The organism is Psychrobacter sp. AT9 (genome assembly GCF_047272965.1).
Taxonomy (GTDB): Bacteria; Pseudomonadota; Gammaproteobacteria; order Pseudomonadales; family Moraxellaceae; genus Psychrobacter; species Psychrobacter glaciei.
In genome coordinates this window covers 40,846-58,887 of record NZ_JBKOTW010000001.1, presented here as the reverse complement: position 1 = coordinate 58,887, position 18,042 = coordinate 40,846, and the positions used below count along the sequence as shown (strand labels likewise).

The following is an 18,042-nucleotide window of genomic DNA, read 5'->3' as shown; positions in this document are numbered from 1 at the left end:
CCTCACCACTATTCAGCACCCGTCGAACCAGCAATCAAGAAGCTATAATCACTCAAACATTAGTCATTCAAACATTAGTCATTCAAACCCAAAACATCTTGCATATTATATTGCCCGACTTTTTGCTTAATAACCCAAGTTGCGGCACGTACAGCGCCAGCTGCAAAGGTCATCCGTGCGCGCGCGCGATGGGTAATCTCGACGACTTCACCGTCAGCAATAAACATCACGGTATGATCACCAATGATTTCACCACCGCGAATGGCATGAATACCAATAGTGCCTGCTTCGCGCTCGCCCGTTTGCCCTTCACGACCATAGACAGCAACGTCCTTTAAGTTTTGTCCACGTGCTTCTGCGACCGCTTCTGCCATCATGTAAGCCGTACCCGATGGTGCATCGATTTTATGCTTATGATGCGCTTCAATGACTTCTACATCTGCATCATTGCCAAATGCTTTTGCCGCCATGCCGAGCAACTTTAATGACAGATTAACGCCTGTTGAATAATTACCCGCATAGACGATGGCAATTTTTTCACTTGCCTTTGCCAATACTTGCTCTTGTTGCTCATTGAAGCCAGTCGTGCCGATGACCATCGCCACATCGTTGGCCGCGCAAATCTGCATATTTTGTTCAGTGGCATCAGGCAAGCTAAAATCAATCAGCACATCGATGTCATTTATCACTGTCTGCAAATCATCAACAATTTGCACCTCTAAACGTCCGATAGCAGCGACTTCGCCAGCATCTGCACCCACAAGGCTAGATCCTTGGCGTTCAATCGCGGCGTTAAGCGTGGTTTGCGTGTTATCTTGTACGGCTTCGATGAGCATACGCCCCATACGACCACCAGCACCGATGACACCGACTCTGATGGCTTGTTTATTTGTATTTTCTTGCGCTGTTATCTGTTGGCTCATATTTTTACCCTAAAAGCTCTATATTAATAAGAAAGGTTTTGAATGCTATTTGTCGTAAGTTTAGCAAATATCACCACCTGAGTGGTTTTTTATACTTCCAATAAAAACCCCCAGTGTTTCATGTGAAACACTGGGGGTTTTGTATCTAGTCATTCAACCAAACGAGTGATTAAAACAACTCAGTTAATCGAATAAGTCACCAATCTTTTTAAAGAATGATTTTTTATGCGGTGACTGTTGATGCTTGCTATCACCGTCGAGCGTATCTTGGAATTGACGTAACAAGTCTTTTTGCTCGCGAGTCAGATTAACTGGCGTCTCGATGACCACACGGCAGATCAAATCACCTTTCATAGTCGTACGTACTGGCGTCACACCTCTGCCACGGACACGTAATAATTTACCACTTTGCGTCCCTTCGGCGACCTTGATTTTGACTTTGCCATCTAGGGTTGGAATCTCAACTTCTTTACCCAATGCCGCATCGGTAATGCTCACTGGCACGTCCATATAGAGATCGGCACCTTGACGGGTAAAGACATTATGCGGTTTGACGCGTACTTCAACGTATAGATCGCCATTTTGCACGCCTGCGCCGCCAGCTTCACCTTCGCCCGATAAACGGACGCGATCACCATCGTCAACGCCTGCTGGGATAGACACTTCTAGCGTGCGTGATTTGTCTTTGACGCCATTACCATGACAGTCAGAACAAGGGTTTCTAATCTGTTTTCCAGAGCCTCCACACTGTGGGCAAGCTTGCTGAACGGCAAAGAATCCTTGCTGCATACGAACTTGACCTTGACCATGACACATCTGGCAAGTCACGACATCAGAGGCATTTTTTGCACCCTTACCATCACAAGTATCGCAAGGCGCAGGCGCGGTAAAGCTGATTTCTTTTTTACATCCGCGCACCGCTTCTTCTAGGGTCAGCTCTATGACATAACGCAAGTCCGAGCCGCGACGTGAACGTCCACCGCCGCCGCCACGTGATTGACCAAAGATATCGCCAAAGTTACCAAAGATATCGCCAAAGATGTCTTGGAAGTTGCCGCCACCAGCACCGCCGCCACCGCCCATGCCATTTTCAAAGGCTGAATGCCCCATGCGATCGTAAGCGGAGCGCTTGCTTTCATCGCTAAGCACTTCATAAGCCATCGACGCTTCTTTAAACTTGTCTTCGGCATCAGGATCATCAGAATTGCGGTCTGGATGATATTTCATCGCCAGCTTGCGGTAAGCTCGTTTCACTTCCTTACTATCAGCGGTTTTATTGACACCTAATACTTCATAAAAATCGCGCTTACTCATGGGCTCTCCTATCGTCTTTACAGTGCCGCCTGCTGGTCGATTCACCAAACCAAATCAATTATCGCCTTGTTTCTGTACTCGATTGTTCTGTTAGGTTTCACATGAAACATAGCAGAACACAAGCGAACGGAAGCAATAACGGTATGAATCTTATAAGCGAATACGGCGGGATGCTGCTTAGCCAAATCAATTATTAAAAGTTTGCGCTATTTATGGAGATAGCTGAGTAATTTATCAAGCTTTGACGCCATGAAATTACCGACTCGCTAGGTTTGGTCAGATCAAAAAAGATGCTAGGCCGTGTCCTCATTTTAAAAATGGGTATAAAAATGAGATAAATTGCAGTCAAACGAGGAAAATAGTGCAAATAATATTGGGATATTAATCAGCTGTTTGACGATGTTTGATAAAATTTAGACATTTTTAGCCCATTTAGATACAATCGCTTGAATTGAGGACACGCCCTAGTAGTAAATGGACAAAGCTTTTTATACCCGCCCAAGGTTAAGTCGTGCTAATATTTAGCGCCATATTGATGCCGATTAAGTTTGCGATAAGGTAAGAATTTTTATGAAAAAACTGCTGGTTTTATTGATCATAATTGCTGTGACCATCTATGCGGGCTCACCTTATTATAGTGCTTATCAACTCAAAAACGCTTACGATGCCAAAGACGGTGCCACTATCGCTGCCGCCATTGATTATGAGCAGCTGCGTCCAAGTATCGAAACTCAATTGACCGATCAATTTGCCAATACCATGACTCAATATCCATTGGTTGCTGAGCTGGGCGGTGCGCCGTTAACTGACGCAGCCAATGGCTTTATCACGCAAGCAGTCGCTGGTGCCATCACCCCGCAAAACATCGAAAAAGTCATCAATACTCAAGGTCAAGCCAATAGCGCGACCAAAGAGCTAGCCGCTGCATGGGCTATCGCGAGCAATCAAGTCGACCTCAAAAACCTGATTCAAAACTTAATCATCCAGCGCGGCGATGTCAATGCAGTGGTTCAAAACCAGATGCAGCAAATCATGAAAAAACAGGCAGCGGAACTCGAGCAGCAGGCGGCACAAGGATCAGACAGTGACAAGCCGACATTGAGCTATTGCGGTATTAATTGTTTCACTATTAGCGGTCAAGTAAAAGGCTACCCGCTCACGATAGAGATGCAGCGCGACGGTCTGATTCATTGGAAAATCGTTGATATCGTGTTGCCTTAATACGCCTAATTTACTATTGCACTATCTTAGAAGTGAGACTGTCATGCCAACTCAAATAATGCCTCAGGGCATTCACGCTCAATCTAACGCTCGTCCTCCAACCACGTTGTTAGATGGTGGAATGGGACGTGAGCTTGAGCGGCGCGGTGCGCCTTTTCGGCAGCCTGAATGGTCGGCGCTGGCACTGAGCTTGGCACCAGAGAGCGTTCGTGATATTCATTTAGATTATATAAAAGCCGGTGCTACTGTCATCACGGTCAATAGCTACGCGGTGACCCCTTACCATTTAGGCGCTAAATTCTTTAGTGATGGCGAACAGCTGATAGAAACGGCCGCCAAGCTCGCTTTTGAAGCTGTACAAGAAAGCAAAAAGCTTATTAGCGTAACCTCTATTGCCAGTGCTGCCCCTATAATAGCCCCCGTAAAAATCGCTGGTTGCTTGCCGCCATTGTTTGGTTCTTATCGACCCGATCTATTCGACCCAAAGCAAGCACCGGTGATAGCCCGTCCATTATTAGCCGCGCAGATAGCTTATGTGGATATTTGGCTGGTGGAAACCCAAAGCAGCATTATAGAAGCGACAACATGGCAGCAGTTGATTACAGACTTTACAGAAAATGAAAACAAAACGACGCCAAAACCTATTTGGATTGCCTTTACGCTAGACGACAGTCAGCTAGACATCGCTGATAACAGCAGCGAAGCAAAATTAGGAAAACCCACACCCACGCTACGTTCTGGCGAAACAGTAGCAGAGGCCGTTCGCGCCATGATGGCTCTGAATGTGACGGCAATACTCTTCAACTGTAGTCAACCTGAGGTCATGGATTCAGCACTGCAGGTCGCCAAAGCCATTGTCAACGAAGCAGGAGACAAGCAACAACTTGGTGTCTACGCCAATGCCTTTGCTTCCAAGCAAGTCCATAAGCAAGCCAACGCTCAATTGCGCCAAATACGCACAGACACCACACCTGAGCATTACCTAAAATGGGCCACACTTTGGCAAGCATCTGGCGCGGATATCATCGGTGGCTGCTGCGGGATTGGCGTCGAGCACATTGCCTTATTTGCGCAGCATATAAAAGATACACCGTAAAAAAGTGACGCTGGTATTTATACTGCAAGTTACCTTAAAGTTCTCACAATCGCCATACACAACGCCACGCTAGCTGGATAATCTATAGCACTGCTTTGGTTGCGCCCGCAGCACGTTCAATTAATTGCGCCACTGGTGCGTCGGGGCTCAAGGTGCCAAAGGTCAGCCCGTGTTCGCCTGCAATGCGCGAGCGGCAAAACTCCGTCGCGATGTCTGTATGATCTCCCAGCAGAAAAATCGACGCCTGTAGCATCAATGCCAAACGCTCAATCACATAGCGACTTCGAAACTCAAGCGTCTCAAGATCCTCGAAACGTGCCGCCAAGCATTTAAGTTCGGCATCATAATGCGCATTCTTGCCAGCAGCATTTTGCAATTCGGCGAATAGAGCTTCACGCGTTTCTGGCTCTTTGCGCAAAGCGCGCAGTACGTCGAGGCACTGCACATTGCCACTGCCCTCCCAGATAGAGTTCAATGGCGCTTGCCGATAAAGGCGTGGCAAAATGTTCTCTTCTACATAGCCGATGCCGCCTAAACATTCCTGCGCTTCATTGATCAATACGGGTGCACGCTTGCATATCCAGTACTTACCAATGGCGGTCGCAATGCGTGCCAACGCAGTCTCATGCGGATCTTTGCCGCTCATTTCAACCGCGCGAGCCACGCGCATGGTCAGAGCAACGGCGGCTTCTGACTCCAACGCCAAGTCAGCCAACACATTGCGCATCAAAGGCTGATCGACCAGCAGTTTGCCAAAAGCCTCGCGCTGGCTGGTATGATGAATCGCTTGCACAACGGCTTGGCGCATCTGCGCTGACGAGCCAATCATACAATCCAAACGGGTTAACGCCACCATCTCTAAAATTGTGACGATGCCGCGCCCTTCTATACCAACCAATTCACCGAACGCGCCATGAAACTCGACCTCAGATGAGGCATTGGACCAATCGCCCAGCTTATCTTTTAAGCGCTGTATCCGAACCGCGTTGCGCGTGCCATCGGGCGAAAAGCGCGGTACTAAGAAACAGCTAAGCCCGCCTTCGGTCTGTGCCAATACCAAATGCGCGTCACACATCGGCGCTGAAAAAAACCATTTATGACCGATGATCTTATAACTTCCATCATCTTGTCGAAGCGCTTTAGTAGTATTGCGCCGTAGGTCTGAGCCGCCTTGCTTTTCAGTCATGCCCATACCGATAGTACAGCCCGTCTTTTGTTCCATCGGTAGGCTACGTGGATCATATTCTGCTGATAACAGCTTGGGCAACCATTTTTCTGCCAATGCCGGTGCATGGCGTAGCGCAGGAATTGCTGCATAAGTCATCGACATCGGGCAACCAAAGCCCGCATCTGCCTGCGAGCCAAGATACATCACCGCCGCCCGTGCCACATGCGACCCTTCACGATTTTCATGGCGCCAAGCAAAGCTACTCATGCCGTATTCCATCCCAGCTGCCATCAGCTCATGATAGGCAGGATGAAACTCGACCTCATCTATCCGATGACCATAGCGGTCAAAACTGCAAAGTTTAGGAGGATTTTCATTGGCAGCAAAACCACTATCAATCAAATCGCCACCAGTACGAGCGCCAAATGCACTCAGATGATCCTGCGCCCATGATCCGCCCTCGCGAGCAACCGCTTCCATCAAGGCTATGTCTGTCTGCCATGCATTATAATTTTCTAGCGCAACCGGCTGATTGCACACCTCATGTGTATTGAATTGATTCATCATCGACAACATCCTTATTTGATAGATCGCTTTGGCTTGTACCTTCCATAGTACAATGTTAATATTACATATGGAATCAAATATTGTCAAAAATAGTAATACTTCTTGGCCAACGCCGCGCCTTCTCCTTTTGCGACTACTGACTGTAGCGGATGAGGAAACTTTGACGGCTGCTGAGGCCGTTCGCGCAGGTGCGCTATTTGATATGACCGAAAATAGCGTGCGCGTGACCATGGCACGGCTGACGCAAGCGGGACTGGTCGAGGCAGTCGATGCTGCTATTTATCGCTTGGGTGCTGAGGGGCAAAAACTGGGTGCTGATGTAGCGGCATGGTCGACGGCTGATCAGCGCGTGACAGAGTGGGACAACTCATGGATTGCTGTTACCACGGGCGGCCTACCACGTAGCGACCGTAAAGTGCTCCGCGCCCGTGCTCGCGCGCTTTCTTTGTTAGGTTTCCGCGAGCTGGATATCGGTCTTTATCTGCGCCCCAACAATCTATCGGGCGGCGTCGAAACCATACGCGCGCGACTGTTAGATCTTGGCTTAGGAGAGGAGGCTGCCGTCTTTAAAGCCAGCGCCTTTGATGGTGTTCGACAGGACAAGGCGTTGTCACTCTGGTCCGATATGCAGCTGGAAGCAAGCTATAAAGAAATCTCGCAACGGTTGCATGACTGGTCGGCTGCTAAAGATACACTACCGCGTGATACTGCCTTACGTGAAGTCTATATGCTCGGTGATGCTGGTATCCGCAGTGTGATTTTTGATCCATTGCTGCCTGCACCTCTGGTCAATGAGCGCGCACGGCAACAGTTTTTTGATACCGTCAGGCATTTCGATAGTGAAGGTCGTCGGCTTTGGTATGCGTTTTTTAAGGAAGGTAACTTATGAGAAAGGTCATTTTAAAAGCATTATAGTCAGTGAAAAGTAATATCGAACCATCACGCACTGCTGATATCACTTTTTCTTGCTTGCTGTGTCTACGCAGACAGACACATACATACACAGACATAGGCTACAAAACATTGATATCAGCAATATCGTCGCGTTTTTAGGATATATTTTATAGTGGACAGACGATAAATTATTTAATGCCTAAAGGTTATTTAATACCTAGAAACTCTAAAAACTCAGGACTCTCAAAGCTCGCTTGGTAGAGTACGCCATCCTCACGGTAAATAGCAGGCGTGGCTATGACTGCCAGTCCCGCCGCTTTTTCGCGATTGGGCGTCACATAATCAACATTACAGCTGGCAGCGGCTGGCGTCATTTTTCCACTCAGCATGGCTTTATTAAGGGCTTTGCGACGGCTGTCCTCATCAGCTTGACACCAGATACCACGCATTTGCGCAGGTGACTGCTCATATATCGGATAGGCGATGGTTTTTACTGTGACGCCTTTGGTATTGAGCATAGGAAATTGTTGATGTAGCTTACGGCAATAAGGGCAATTGACATCGGTAGCCACATAAATAATGGCTTTTTCTGCGCTGATGGCTGGGTAAGTAATCAATTGCGACTCGTCTAAAGCGGCAAACACCGATTGATTTTTGCGTTTTTCAAACGTTTCATCAAGCCCGATAAACTGACCGTTTTCGATGACGGATATCTCACTGTCAGTGATGTACTGCGCATCGTCCGATAGCAAGAAAGGCACTCCTTCTAGCGTTGCTCCCCAAATAACGCCCGGCACTGCCGTATAAAAGAAAGGCGTTTTAGCGCTCATATTCTTCAGCGCACTCATATTGGCAAGTAACGATGATTTGACAGCAGCACTAACCGGCTTGCCTATTTGGTCGCGATTACTGCGTACTGGCGTTTTGGTTACTACGCGCTTGCTGGGGTTTTTCTGTAGCTCGCCTTGGATGACATAGCGGCCATCCTCAGTGATATGCAATGGCAGCTGTCCTGCTAGGTTGATTTGATACATATTGGGCAACTTAGAAGGCACAATTGAGGTTATCTGCGTCTTAATCCCTGCTTGCGTTAGCAACTGGCGCAAGCGCTTGTCCACCGACTGGCTTACCGTGCCAGCGGCTGGCGTGGTTTGCGCGCTTGAGCTGATTTTATTATTGGTAGCATCAGTGGCGCTCGGCTCGGCACAAGCTGTCGTCGCCAATAGTATCGCGCTCATCAAACCAGCAGACTTTAATAAAAATTGTTTCACGGAGACAGTCCCATTTGTTATAAAAGAGATGTTTTAACAGACGTGTTCGGCAAGTTTCTTTAACAAGCATCCACTTCATTATGCAAAAACATAGATTAAAAAGATAACGGGACTTTAGCATATGCGCTAACTTTGACAGCGATTAAAAGGCCAAATTTGCAAAATTGCTACTGAGCTTTAAGAGACAGGCAATACAAATATAAATAGGTCAATATAGATAGGTCAATATAAAAAGGATACAGCGAGGCTGGGATAATTTTTTGCAGCCTCTGTCGGCGTAGGCACAGCAAGCAAGAAAAATTTGTACCAGCTTCGTGCGTTATATCGTGTATCTACTTTATTCAGTATCGACTATAGCTGAAAGAAATAACAGACAGCAAAAAGCAGCGCACTTTAATAGTGGCTGCTCATGTTAAATCTTATTTTCACAAATTATTTTAGGGTTCAATAAGGCAAAAATTTAGAATTTGGCAACTTCTTCCTCGGTTAAGAAGCGGCTATCCCCTTTATCGAGACCGTCTAAACTGATATGGCCGATACTGGCACGATGCAGCTCCGTCACTCTGTTGCCAAAGTAGCCCATCATCCGTTTGACTTGATGATATTTGCCTTGCTCTAGGGTCAGACGGGCATGCGTCTCATCCATGAACTCAAGGACGGCAGGTTTGGTCTCTTCGTGATCGCCTTCTAGTAGAATTCCTTCGGCGACTTCTTTGACCGCATTTTCTTGCGCTGCGCTATCCATCGCATCAGCTAAAGTCAGCTCATAGACTTTGGCATGCTCATGCTTGGGGCTAGTGACACGGTGCAACCAGCCGCCATCATCACTGATGAGCAAAGCACCCGTGGTATCGACATCCAAACGACCCGCGATACGTAAGCTACCCAATTCTGGTACCGAAATCAGCTCGGTCACGATGGGGTATTCTTTCGCTTTTAAGGTACATTCAAAGCCTTCAGGCTTGTGCAATAGGATATAGCGATTGCCCGCTGCGACCGACAGCGGCTCGCCTGCCCACATGACATCATCATTGACGATATCGACATGGACGCCAGGATCTTTGATTACCTGATCGTTGACCGTGATTTCACCCGCGTGCATAATCTTTTTGGATTCTTTGCGCGACAGCTCGGTGGCCTTACTAATAAATTTATCTAAACGCATACGATTGACTACCATCAGTGTTATGTTACCACTTCCAACCCTGCCGCTAACGGGATGAACTTAACGAAACCGCTAATTCTATCCGCCACGCCAAGGCTACTAGATTAGCACTTAGGCGCGACTCGCTCGTTATCTTTAAGCGTGAGAAATGGTACTATAATGAAAAATTAAATGAACACTGCACCCAATATGGCGACAGTGAAAGTTAGACAAGTTTACCATATCCTACCTAGACCTGATGAAATATGAGCTATCAAACGCTAAAACGTGCCGTCACTGCGCGCCTAGAAATCAAGAAATCTGATTTTATCGCTTATGCGTATCCGGTGCATTCACGCGAGCAAGCAATGTTTCACGTGGAACAGCTGCGTATACAATATGCCGATGCCCGTCACTACTGCTGGGCCTACATCATTGGCGACCCTGATAACACCACCAGTGCAGGCTTCGACGACGACGGTGAGCCAAGTGGCACCGCAGGACGTCCGATATTAAATGTCCTACAACACAAATCTATTGGCAACGTCATTATCATCGTGGTGCGTTATTTTGGCGGTATTAAACTGGGCGCTGGCGGTCTGACTCGCGCCTATGCAGGTTCTGCGCAAGCGGCGGTCGACCAGATGACCTTAAGCCCTTATGTAGCCATGGCGCAAGTACAGATACTCGCAGAGTTTGCCACCGAAGCCCAATGCCGCTATGTGGTCGAGAGTCTAAACGGTCGTATTGATGAGGTCACTTATAGTAAGCAAGTCACCCTGACCGTGACGCTCGCTGAGGCAGATATTGAGACGTTAAAAGAACGCCTTGCGATGGATGGACGGGTGTTGGATGACCCTTAAACTATTGATGATTTTGAGTAACCAGACGTTCACTGAAAACCATTGGTTTTCACCATTGCTAGCGTTATGATGACTCATTGCTTTTCAATGATAATTAAATAAGACCACCTTATGTCAACTTCCAAATTTACCAAACCTTTCTCACCTACTCCTTTTGAACCCCCATTTTGGCTGACCAATCCGCATCTACAAAGCATCTTGCCCAAGTTTTTTGCGCCAAAAACGCCTACTTATCGTCGGATGGTGATGCAAGACTCACTAGGTGAAACCGATATCGCTTATGACTTTTATGATGCGCATCCTGTAAAAGCAACCGAAAATGGCGAGCGTGAACAGACACCTTTAATTGTGCTGTTCCATGGCATGGAAGGCAGTAGCGACAGCCATTATGCGCGCGCTTTAGCGTATCAAATGCATGCGCAAGGCTGGCATTTTGTGGTGGCGCACTTTCGCAGTTGTGGCGGTATTCCAGCCAATGGTCGAGTGTTTTATAATGCGGGCGATACCAATGAAGTGCATCACGCGCTACAAAATCTCAGCGAGCAATACGCCAATATTTATGCGGCTGGAGTGTCATTGGGTGGTAACGCCTTGGCAAAATACATGGGCGAGTATAGAGATAAAGCCATCTGCAAAGGCTCGGCTGTCATCTCTGCTCCCGTCGATATGTCATCAGCGGCGCTGAGTATGCACAGCTTTTTGAGCCATCGCATCTACACGCCCTACTTACTCAATCCCATTATCAAAAAAGCATTGGCAAACGATATCACCAAAGAAGAAATCGATGCGATCAAAGCGGTCAATCGCATCAGCGATTTTGATGATATCTTCACCGCGCCGCGTCATGGCTACCGCTCCAACAATCACTACTATCAATCTTCTTCTGCTCTCCCTTATTTGATCACTGTAACCAAGCCTTTACTATTAATCAGCGCCAAAGACGACCCTTTTATCGGCTTTACCGCCACGCCAAATGATGTGTCTGACAGCGTCACCATCCTCGACACTAAGCACGGTGGTCATATCGGCTATCTGCGTTATCGTTCAGACAAAAAACAGTCACAGAGTGAGCAGGCAAAGGGTAAAAAAGCCAAAGCCTCAAAATTCGATATCAATTGGATACCCGAAACCGTCAGTGCTTATTTCAACTCTATTGGCGTACCTTCTAATAATAAATGATAATCTGACACGCTAAATCCTACCTTTCAACTTTTGAGACTGCTCTATGTATCCTTTTCTTCGCTATGCCAGTACCATCGCCTATGCCGCGCTGCAAGTAAAGAGGGGCAATACCTTAACATTTAAAGATACCAGCGAGATTAAGTTGCGCTGCCGGTTGTCAGATATTGATAACTTCTTAGAGATGAATAATGGGCGCGTGCTAACCCTCTATGACATGGGGCGTACGGACTTTGCGGTACGTACCGGACTGGGCAAACAGCTATTAAAAAATCGCTGGGGCTTAGTGGTCGCAGGCAGTACCATTCAGTATCGCAAGCGTATTCGCGCCTTTGATAAAGTAACGATGAAAACGCACATTGCAGGCTTTGATGAACGCTGGATGTATATCGAGCAGTCGATGTGGGTCAAAGGTAAGCCCTGCTCGTCTGCCCTATTACGTACGGGCGTGACCGAAGGCGGTAAAGTCATCGAAACGGCACGTGTGCTTGCGGCCTTAAATCAGTCTGATTGGAAGCTACCGCCAACTGGCTATGTCGCTGAATGGATAGAGAGTGATAGTGATCGTCCATGGCCACCAGTAGGTTAAGTAACTTAAGCAATACTATTTGATAACAATACACTATATAAAAAAGTATAATAAATGGTAGTCTATTAGTCAGTCAGTTATTTACTATGACAAAACCCTAATAGGAGAACCATATGATTAACACAACAGATTATGTCGGTACATTATTTGATAATAGTGAATCAAATCCAAGCAAAATTACCCTAGCCTTCACGATGGCAGGCGTGGCGCTTAAAAAAGGTCATTCTGCCTCAGTGATATTGATGGTAGATGCGGTACATTTGGCATTGCCGAACGCTTTAGATGACGTCAATATTGGCGCGCCATTTGAACCTGCTGGCGAGTTACTAGAAGCCTTTATCGAAAAAGGTGGACAAGTATTGGTCTGTAGCGCATGTATGAAACATGGTGGCGTAGAAGAATCGGCCATTGATAAACGCTTCACGGTCATCAGTGGTGATGATGTGGTTGAGCTGCTGATGAATGCGAAAGGGTCGTTGCAGTTGAACTAGTAGCAAAAGTTAAAAAGCAAAGTTATAAGAATGAGTCAGTTTCTTAGTCATCGTTTGGATGGTTTGGAAGCTGACCATTTTTTTGTCTCGAAATTTTATTTCTAGTTGTTTAATAGGTCGTGCTTTCTAATGGTTTGAATCTTAGATAGGGTACGATCAGCACACCTTACTCACTCTAGTGACCGAGAGTAAATGTTGAAATATAGCTTACTTAAAACATCTGCTTCATTCGAAAGGCTATCCATATTCTGCAAAATACCTTTTAAAGCTATGTAATCTGAGCGTCTACCACTTTCCGACAATGGCTTACTAACAACCTCCAGAGCTTTTTCAGATTGATATTGTTTAAACCAATCAAGCAAGGCATCCACTATTTTCTTATGAGACCAGCCGAATCTTTTTTGTGAGTTTATCCAGTTGTACGTAAAAAAAGATACTTTTCTTTCATCAAAAGAAGTTTCAGCAAGACGAGACTCTTCTAAATCTTTGACACTGATCACCACTACTCTTCTATAACCTTCATCTTTTATCATAGTTTTAAGTTTTTGATGAATATTTTGCCAGTTTTCCTTTAAGCAAATAATGGCGCAATCGAAAAGAAAACTCTCATCCAAATATTCAAAGTATGGCTCTATTGCTTTCATCTGTTCATAACGGTGAATACCTTTCCTACCTCTAGTTCTGACTCCCAAAGTATGTCTAACATGCATAAAATATTCTTCAACATTGCTTTTATTCTCTAGTTTCTTAGCTACTAAGTTTTGTAAATTAGGCGTTGCAATCATTAGAGCTATTTGGATGAACATTGAGTGGCTTGACAGATTATTCCAATATTTAATTAACAAAGACTCTGCCTCTTGAATTTTTATTTTCTCAAACAATTCGTCTATGATCCAAAATATCTCTAAATCTGATGATTCATCGATTTTTGCAACACTATCCTCAAGTAATTTTTCAAAATCTTTATGCCAAAAATAACGTGCAGCTTGCCACCAATAGCTAGGGTTTTCATTTATTTTCTCTATTATTTGAGCAACAGCTGTCGTATCCTGTCGTTTTGCTCGACCCATTAATGCGGTTTCAAAGCGAATATCGCTGTTAGCTATGTCTTGTAACACTATTAAATCATCATGATGTGGACTCATTTCCCATAAATTAAAAGCACTCTTTCTTAGGAAGTCGTCACCCTCTAAACTTTCAGAAATAGATAACAATTTTTCCTTACTTTCGATTGAAAGTATTTTTCCGTTTTCAGAATTTCTAGATAATGTGTCTAATACCGCACTTGGCATATAATTCCCTTGCCGTCTACTATTAGCTAAGCGCGTTGCTTGTGCTTCTAAGACATCAGGATGATCAACCTCATTGAGCATATACAAAATGTAAAAATTCAAGCTATCTCTCTTTTCTGCTTCTTTAAGGATAAAAGCAATTGACCTATAAGGTACATGTTCTCTAAATTTCCACTTTAAGCCATGCGCAGCAAAGTTTGATCTATCCGTAGAATGATACTCATTTTTTTCATCTGATAAATTTTCCCAATAGTCAAACATGGGTTCTAGTAGTGAATCTGGGTCATCGTCACACACTCTAGCAGCAGCCCAAAAAAATAGGCGATAGTCTTTTTTATCATCAGGTATAAATCGCCATGCTGTTCTGACAGCATTTGCAAAAATAGTATTTTCAGTATAGCCAATCAACCGCAATAATCGATGTTTTGTATGATAGTTAATATTTTCATCTATCAAACTTTCACAAATCTGCTGTACTAAACTTTCTCCATATTTATTGAGAACATGATCAATAACCTGCTTTTCACCCGTTACATTTGTATCAAAATGGTGGGTCGATATCCATCTTAATCCATTATTTAAGTTTCCCTGCTTGAAGCTAATTTGGTAGAAAATTTGGTTATGATGTCTATCGTTATATAATTTCAAAATATCATCTACTGAAGGATGCAACACATCATTTAAAATGATTAACGATTTATATAGTTGAGCGCTATACAAGTCAGACTGATGCTCAGATACTACTAACCATTGTTTGATGTTATTAATTGCGCTATTTAAGTAAGAGGTATTAGTTTTTGCAGAGAATGCGTAGCAATGAAATGCCACAAGACTGTTCTTAATAGTAATGTCGTATAACTTATCCTTCTTAAGACCTGCTAAAGCACAAGAGATACCTATAATTTCTGCAAAGTAAGGATCTGTTAAGTCAAAGCTATCATCTTCTAGATAACTCACTATAGATTTTGCCATAATGTAAAAGTTAAGGCGGTCATGCCGTGACATAATAGCGTCATCTGAACTTTCAAAGGCTTGTCTAAATAAACGACCATCCATTAAAATTTGCTTAAATGCGTTTTGTGAGCTTTGGGATAAAGCCCTTAAATCTCGAGACTCTCCTTGTACCTTCTTGTTCTGAAATAGATGTAATCCATATTCATCAATTGCCTCTTCTACTTCATAAGCTAACAAGTCGTTTCTAGTAGCAATAGACTGGAGAGTTTTACGAACATATTCTGCAATAACATTAGACTTTTCATGAAATTCAGCCAAGTTTGCTAGTGAGATTAGCAGTGGGTCATAACCTAGTTGTTGGGCAATATTTGCTGCGGATAGCCCATCGAGCTGTATTTTTTCCTGAGTTGCTCTTGCAATTACTGCTCTATTCGCTTCATCTTCATTATAGCTTTCTAAATATTCAAGTTTGAAATACGCCTCCAAACCTTTTCTTTCCTCAAAGCTCAAGCTAGCAATTAACCTATGCCACACTGGGCAGAGCAGAATGAAATTAACATTACTATTTGACCAGTCTATCAACTTCCTCAGTAGTCTTGCGCTATCTGATGAACGATTAATATCTTCTACTAATATCATTAAAGGTTCGTCAATCGAGCATAGTTCTAACGCTTGAAGACCTGATTGAGGTATTAATTCATTAGCGTAACGATGCAACTCAATATCGACGGCTTCCTCAATAGAAACTGCTTGGTTAACTGTACTATCTGAGAGTACCAATACTGGCTTTTGATGGCTTAAGTACTTATTTAATACATTAATACATTGAGTCGTTTTACCTGTACCTGAAACACCTACGACTAATGTATTTTGGTAAACGGGCTTAAAGTCTCTTTCAATAAACAACTCAGCATCAAATTTAAGATTTGATAGGCTTTTTTCACCAATTTCTAGTAGTAACTGTTTTGATAGCCTAATCGGTGCTGTACCAAGACTATTCCTCCTTATTATTTGACCATCAGGATGTGTATCTAAAAATCCAGCCAGTCTTGATACAGACCAAATATCTAACTCAATATCATGATTTGAGGCCAGTATTTGTACTTGAGTTCTTAAATCTTGACTTTCTTCACAATTTATAGCTAGAGCAAGACGAGCCTTAATATTTGGATGAGTTCTTCTGATTTCATTAATTTCTTTGATGGCTTTTACTAGGTCACCATCCGTTCCTGTCGGGTTACCTCCTTGTTTTCTAGGTTTAACTTTATCCAAATCACGTAGCCATTTGTTTTCTAAGTCGCTTTTAGAGGTAGTCGTATGGGCAATACAAACTATCGTTTCATCTACTTCAGTATGACGCCACCCAACGTTATCTAGTGGTGCTTTGACCGTTTTTCCTTGAGGATTCACGCCTTGATGAGACACACTTCCGTAGATTTCTGGCTCAGCATAACGCAGCACTGAAGTTGCTATCTTTTCAAATAGTCCAGCATCTGTTATTTCAGCTAAAGCTTGAGTTGTGTTCATTGCATACTATCCATGATTTTTGTTAGTATCATATTACCCAATTATTGTAACCTTTTCCTAAAAGTAGATTAATATAATCACTTAGCTACAGATCCATAGTCAACTATTTTAACTATAGCCAAAATCCACCCCTCCTATTTATTAACTAAATAAATACTATCCAACACGCTCATCGCTTTCCTCTGTTAAAGTAAGTTAGATAAAAATTCTAATAAAATAAAAAGGAAGCCCGTCATGACCTTACTTAACACCCTTGATTTAACCTACCCTATCGTTCAAGCGCCCATGGCAGGCGCAACCACACCTGAGCTGGCGGCAACGGTCAGTAATTTCGGTGGACTGGGGTCGTTAGGGAGTGGGACGACGGCACCAGATGTTTTGCATGAGCACATTAATAGCCTTAAATCGCTCACCGATCGCCCTTTTATGATCAACCTAATGGTGTTATCTGAGCACGAGTCGAGCACCTTTGATACCGAAATCCCCGCTTGGCTAAGTCAATACTATCAAGTAAATGATATAGACATGGCGTTACCTGAGCGCCCAGCGCCAAACTTTGCAGAGCAGCTACAAGTGCTCTATGACAATCCTGTCCCTGTCGCCAGTTTTACCTTTGGTATTATTAGCGCTGAGCAAGTTGAGCGCCTGCAAAGTCTAGGCACGCGCGTCATCGGTACTGCCAATCATCCATTAGAAGCGAAAGCATGGGCCGATATTGGTGCAGATGCGGTATGTGTACAAGGGGTCGAAGCGGGTGGACATCGTGGTGGTTGGTTAGCGCAAAGTGAAAATGATCCATTGGGATTATTGACGCTGATCAGTCAAACGCGTGCATGTACCGATATTCCGTTAATCGCAGCAGGTGGCATCATGACTGGGCAAGCCATCAAAGCGATTCAAGCAGCCGGTGCTGAGCTGGCACAAATAGGTACGGCTTTTTTGACCACCGATAAATGCGGTATCAATGATATTTATAAGCAAGCACTGCTCGATGCCAGTCAAGATAAACGCAGTGCTGAGACACGCTTGACGAGGCTGTTTTCAGGTAAGCAGGCACGTGGTTTATTAAACGATTATCTGCGTGACTTTGCGCAATTTGAAAGCGCGCATGAGCTGCCGCCTTACCCACAATTAAATGCGATGACCAAAGTTTTACGTGGCCATGCGACCAATAATCTTGACCCAGAGCATCAGTCTTTATGGGCAGGACAAGGGGTCGCCTTGGTCAGACAAGAAAGAACGATTGAGTTGTTAGAGCGCTTGGTGAAAACGCTATAGTTTGATTGACGTCAGTTAGGTTCTAATCCAGCATTTTAATTTTGCCATTTTTTAACGCTTTTCAGGGTTAAAAACCCAGCTTACAATAGCTAAATCTCAGGCCTCACTATATCCAGTGGATTCACTTTAAAACAGATGCAGTGCGACTGGGATGAATTTTTCGTAGCCTCTGTGATATAGTCAAATCACTCAAATTATTACCCTAAACAAAAAAAGAAACACCAGACATTGATTCTAGTGTTCCTTTTTTTTGAGCACAATTTTTCTAAAT

Annotated in this window: 14 protein-coding genes; 8 read left to right on the top strand and 6 right to left on the bottom strand. The window is 44.4% G+C overall.

Translation table 11 applies throughout. The features are described 5' to 3' along the window. Positions 1-74: 74 nt before the first annotated feature. Together dapB and dnaJ are read right to left on the bottom strand one after the other, a co-directional pair. Complete coding sequence (gene dapB, locus ACMFL8_RS00210) at positions 75-923, bottom strand: 4-hydroxy-tetrahydrodipicolinate reductase (RefSeq protein WP_413189760.1); 849 nt, start codon at positions 921-923, stop codon at positions 75-77. A gap of 183 nt (positions 924-1,106) precedes the next feature. Next, positions 1,107-2,237 carry a molecular chaperone DnaJ gene (dnaJ, locus tag ACMFL8_RS00205; protein ID WP_201589129.1) on the bottom strand — a complete coding sequence of 377 codons (1,131 nt, stop codon included), beginning with the start codon at positions 2,235-2,237 and terminating at the stop codon, positions 1,107-1,109. A gap of 570 nt (positions 2,238-2,807) precedes the next feature. On the opposite strand from dnaJ, the gene ACMFL8_RS00200 reads away from it, so the two are divergent. Further along, positions 2,808-3,458, top strand: coding sequence for a DUF2939 domain-containing protein (locus tag ACMFL8_RS00200; RefSeq protein ID WP_413189759.1), 651 nt, complete (start codon positions 2,808-2,810; stop codon positions 3,456-3,458). Between the two features lie 43 nt (positions 3,459-3,501). Continuing rightward, positions 3,502-4,554 (top strand): homocysteine S-methyltransferase family protein, encoded by a 1,053-nt coding sequence (locus tag ACMFL8_RS00195; RefSeq protein ID WP_413189758.1) that lies wholly within the window; start codon positions 3,502-3,504, stop codon positions 4,552-4,554. 82 nt (positions 4,555-4,636) lie between these two features. Here ACMFL8_RS00195 and ACMFL8_RS00190 read toward each other — a convergent pair whose 3' ends face one another. Next, the gene (locus ACMFL8_RS00190; protein WP_413189757.1) at positions 4,637-6,289 is read right to left on the bottom strand and encodes an isovaleryl-CoA dehydrogenase; all 1,653 of its coding nucleotides are present in this window, start codon (positions 6,287-6,289) and stop codon (positions 4,637-4,639) included. 67 nt (positions 6,290-6,356) lie between these two features. Between ACMFL8_RS00190 and ACMFL8_RS00185 the strand changes: the two genes are divergently transcribed. Continuing rightward, positions 6,357-7,178 (top strand): PaaX family transcriptional regulator, encoded by an 822-nt coding sequence (locus tag ACMFL8_RS00185; RefSeq protein WP_413189756.1) that lies wholly within the window; start codon positions 6,357-6,359, stop codon positions 7,176-7,178. A gap of 211 nt (positions 7,179-7,389) precedes the next feature. Here ACMFL8_RS00185 and ACMFL8_RS00180 read toward each other — a convergent pair whose 3' ends face one another. Further along, on the bottom strand, positions 7,390-8,454 hold the full coding sequence (locus ACMFL8_RS00180; protein ID WP_413189755.1) for a disulfide isomerase DsbC N-terminal domain-containing protein: 1,065 nt from the start codon (positions 8,452-8,454) through the stop codon (positions 7,390-7,392). Between the two features lie 460 nt (positions 8,455-8,914). Beyond that, positions 8,915-9,619, bottom strand: a complete 705-nt coding sequence (locus tag ACMFL8_RS00175) for a pseudouridine synthase (protein WP_189583776.1) — start codon at positions 9,617-9,619, stop codon at positions 8,915-8,917. 245 nt (positions 9,620-9,864) lie between these two features. Here ACMFL8_RS00175 and ACMFL8_RS00170 point away from each other — a divergent pair, with 245 nt between their 5' ends. From ACMFL8_RS00170 to ACMFL8_RS00155, 4 genes are all read left to right on the top strand, one after another. Next, on the top strand, positions 9,865-10,461 hold the full coding sequence (locus tag ACMFL8_RS00170) for a YigZ family protein (protein ID WP_413189754.1): 597 nt from the start codon (positions 9,865-9,867) through the stop codon (positions 10,459-10,461). Between the two features lie 111 nt (positions 10,462-10,572). Continuing rightward, complete coding sequence (locus ACMFL8_RS00165; RefSeq protein ID WP_413189753.1) at positions 10,573-11,640, top strand: YheT family hydrolase; 1,068 nt, start codon at positions 10,573-10,575, stop codon at positions 11,638-11,640. A gap of 46 nt (positions 11,641-11,686) precedes the next feature. Continuing rightward, positions 11,687-12,229 (top strand): acyl-CoA thioesterase, encoded by a 543-nt coding sequence (locus ACMFL8_RS00160; RefSeq protein WP_413189752.1) that lies wholly within the window; start codon positions 11,687-11,689, stop codon positions 12,227-12,229. Positions 12,230-12,342: 113 nt separating this feature from the next. Beyond that, positions 12,343-12,720: a DsrE family protein gene (locus ACMFL8_RS00155; protein ID WP_194620548.1), complete on the top strand. Its 378-nt coding sequence runs from the start codon at positions 12,343-12,345 to the stop codon at positions 12,718-12,720. Positions 12,721-12,890: 170 nt separating this feature from the next. On the opposite strand, the gene ACMFL8_RS00150 is transcribed toward ACMFL8_RS00155, so the two are convergent. Continuing rightward, a complete protein-coding gene (locus ACMFL8_RS00150; protein ID WP_413189751.1) occupies positions 12,891-16,493 on the bottom strand; it encodes an ATP-binding protein in 3,603 nt (1,200 codons plus the stop codon). Between the two features lie 234 nt (positions 16,494-16,727). On the opposite strand from ACMFL8_RS00150, the gene ACMFL8_RS00145 reads away from it, so the two are divergent. Next, on the top strand, positions 16,728-17,771 hold the full coding sequence (locus ACMFL8_RS00145; protein ID WP_413189750.1) for an NAD(P)H-dependent flavin oxidoreductase: 1,044 nt from the start codon (positions 16,728-16,730) through the stop codon (positions 17,769-17,771). The last annotated feature ends 271 nt before the right edge of the window (positions 17,772-18,042 follow it).